Origin of the sequence: Occallatibacter sp. (assembly GCF_049802275.1) — a bacterium.
GTDB lineage: Bacteria > Acidobacteriota > Terriglobia > Terriglobales > Acidobacteriaceae > Telmatobacter.
Genome location: NZ_JBARMD010000300.1, coordinates 1 through 3,097, shown reverse-complemented (window position 1 = coordinate 3,097; position 3,097 = coordinate 1). Strand labels below are relative to the sequence as shown.

Sequence of the window (3,097 nt, the reverse complement as noted above, 5' to 3'; positions counted from 1 at the left end):
GACTACCTTCACTGTTCGAGAACTACTAGCCTAACTTCTCGAACCGCCGTGTACGGACCCGTACGCACGGTGGTGTGGCAGGGGTCGGCAGGTGACTGCCGCCCCTATGCCGATCAAACGCCCTAGGGTCCCGGAGCACTTCTGGAATAATGCAAAATCGCCAAGTCACCCACCGAAAGCTCAGTGCTGTGAAGGTTGGGCTGATTTTCGGTTTGCGGGTTGTATCATCGGCAATCGGAGTTGAAGGACCCATATGCGTTGCCAGTTTGATGGAACGCAAAAAGGGCGCCGGTTCCGTTTGGAATTGGCGCCCTTCCTGCTTTAGGAGTGGTTGAAAAGCTATGCGATCTCGACGGGATGCGTTGCGTAGTGGAGCAGGCAGGCTACCGCGCAACTGGTGAGGCGCGTCTCAGCAGAGTCGGCGCGACTGGTTAGGATGACGGGAACGCGAGCGCCGAGCACGATTCCGGCTAGCTGCGCGCCGCCGAGGTACTCGAGCTGCTTGGCGAGCATGTTGCCGCTTTCGAGATCGGGAACGATGAGAATGTCAGCCTGGCCTGTAACCGGGGAGTTGAGGTGCTTGATTTCCGCGGCGTGGGCGCTGACGGCCGTATCGAATGCCAGCGGTCCATCGAGAATGCCGCCGGTAATCTGGCCGCGGTCGGCCATCTTGCACAGCGCGGCCGCTTCCATCGTCGAAGGAATCTTGGGGTTCACAGTCTCAACGGCAGAGAGCAGTGCAACCTTGGGCTCGGGGATGCCAAGCGCGTGGGCGAGATCGATGGCGTTCTGCACGATGTGAATCTTGTCTTCGAACTCAGGCTTGATGTTGATGGCGGCGTCGGAGATGAGCAGGGTGCGCGCGTAGGCAGGCGTATCCATCACGAATACGTGGGTGATGCGGCGGGAAGTGCGCAGGCCGGTATCGCGCGCCATGGCAACCTTCATGAGCTCGTCGGTGTGGAGGCTGCCCTTCATCATGGCCTGCGCATTGCCGCTGCGGCACATGCTGACGCTGAGCTCGGCGGCCTTGACTTCGTTGTCGGCATCGAGAATGGGGTACTGCGAAATGTCGACGCCGATTTTTGCGGCGAGGGCACGCATTTCGGCTTCGTCGCCGATCAGCGTGGGCTTGATGAGACCTTCCTCTGCGGCTTCGGTGGCGCCTCTGAGCGCGACGTCAGATAGCGGCCAGCAAACTGCGGTGGTGATGGCCGGCAGGGATTTACAGCGATCCAGGAATTTGTGAAAGACGTGATAGTCGGCCGGATGGCCAACCAGGGGATCGATTACAACCGCTTCGGCAAGGGGGGCGAGATCGCTCATGATGTTCATTCTCCATGGCCGGAACAGGAATTCAAACCTTCGGCCTGACGATTTCATTCTTACCCGGCCGCGGAAAATGAGGTGTGCGGAAGGTCACAGTACGGGCGATTATTGCGCAATGCGGGACGGTCAATCTGTGTGGGAGCGCATGAGAAGAACAAGAGCAGGTCCTTCGCTTTGCTCAGGACGACGGGGCGAGCGGAGGTTCCTGCTTTCCCACCCATGCGCGATGAAACTGCGCATGGATGGGGCACCCGGGGGGACAGTCAATCTGTGTGGGAGCGCATGAGAAAAGCAGAAGCAGGTCCTTCGCTTTGCTCACGATGACGGAACGACTGGAGGTTTGTGCTTTCCCACCCATGCGCGGTAAAACTGCGCATGGATGGGGCACCCGGATTTGAGTTGACCGAAGCTACTCCGCCCGCAGGGCGTTGACGGGGTTGACCTGGGCTGCACGGCGGGAGGGCAGGTAGCAGGCCAGCCAGGCGATCCCGATCACTGCGACTGTTGCCAGTGAATACGTCAATGGATCCATGGGGCTGACCTTGAAGAGGATCGAAGCCATGAAGCGCATGGTGGCGAAGGCTGCGCCGACACCGAAGACGATGCCGATTGCGGTCAGCACAAGTCCCTGGCGCACGAACATGCTGGTGAGGGCCTCACGTTTCGCGCCGAGCGCCATGCGGATGCCGATTTCTCGCGTGCGCTGGGAGACCGCGTAGGAGATCACTCCATAGATGCCGACGATGCCGAGGAGCAATGCCATGCCGCCGGCGACGCAAAGCATGATGAGCGTGAACGATGTGCGCGCCATCGACTTGGTGTAGAGTTCGCCGACGGTGCCGGGGTCGGCCAAAGGCAAATCCCCATTGATTGACCATACTGCCTGTTGCACCTGGCTCATGAATGCGGACGAACCCGCGCGTGGCGAGCGAATGACGAACGAGACGCCGCGCCGCACATCCTCCGGCTGCCCTTCAAACTTGGCCAGGAACACGGGCCAATACACGGTGGTTGGCGCCTTCTGGCTGACCCCGTCGTAATAGACGTTCTTTGCTACGCCGATGATCTCGCGCCAGTCGTCGGTGTTGCCGACACGAATGTGCTTGCCCAGCGCATTGGCGGGTTCGCCCCAGTATTCGCGGGCCAGGTTTTCTGACACGAGTGCGACCGGCCGTTTCTGGTAGGTTTCAGCCCAGGTCAGGTCTCTCCCCGCGACAAGCGGAGTGCCCATCGTAGAGAAGAATCCGGGAGAAATGTTGACGAAGCGTCGGATCGGCGGTATCTCGTTATCGCGGTATGTGCGGTCTTGCGCGAAGAGCACATCGTTCGAATCATTTCCGTCCATTGGAATGTGCGAGGAAAAAGCAACAGAGGAAACGTTGGGAATCGCGGTCAGTTTATCGGCAATCGCCTGCTCGATATGAACCACATTCACTTTCTGGTTCTCGGGCGCGCTCGACTCAGGGATGTAGATGCGGAACTTCTGCAAGGTTCCCGGATCGGCGAATCCTGGCGAAACATTTGCCAGGGCGCGGAAGGTGCGGATCATGAGGCCGGAGCAAATCAGCAGGACCAATGCCAGCGCTACCTGTACGACTACCAACACCTTGCGTGCGCGATGGCGTTCGCGACTCTGGCTCAGCGCACGGCCGCCTTCACGCAGACCGCTATTGATCTGCACCCCGGAGTACTTGATCACGGGAATCATGCCAATGACGAGGCTGACGAAGAGCACAGCCGCGGCAGCGAAAAGCAGAACCGTAAAATC

2 protein-coding genes are annotated in these 3,097 nt (G+C 59.6%); both read right to left on the bottom strand.

Annotated features, from left to right (window positions below; genetic code table 11):
- Positions 1-339: 339 nt before the first annotated feature.
- Complete coding sequence (locus WA354_RS10595; RefSeq protein ID WP_472812978.1) at positions 340-1,326, bottom strand: bifunctional enoyl-CoA hydratase/phosphate acetyltransferase; 987 nt, start codon at positions 1,324-1,326, stop codon at positions 340-342.
- A 412-nt stretch (positions 1,327-1,738) separates the two neighbouring features.
- Positions 1,739-3,097, bottom strand: a 1,359-nt coding sequence (locus WA354_RS10590; protein WP_472812977.1) for an FtsX-like permease family protein, incomplete at its 5' end; no start/stop codon positions are given.

Excerpts from the sequence above, each read along its gene's own strand:
- WA354_RS10595 (WP_472812978.1), bottom strand. The coding sequence starts at position 1,326 with ATGAGCGATCTCGCCCCCCTTGCCGAAGCGGTTGTAATCGATCCCCTG.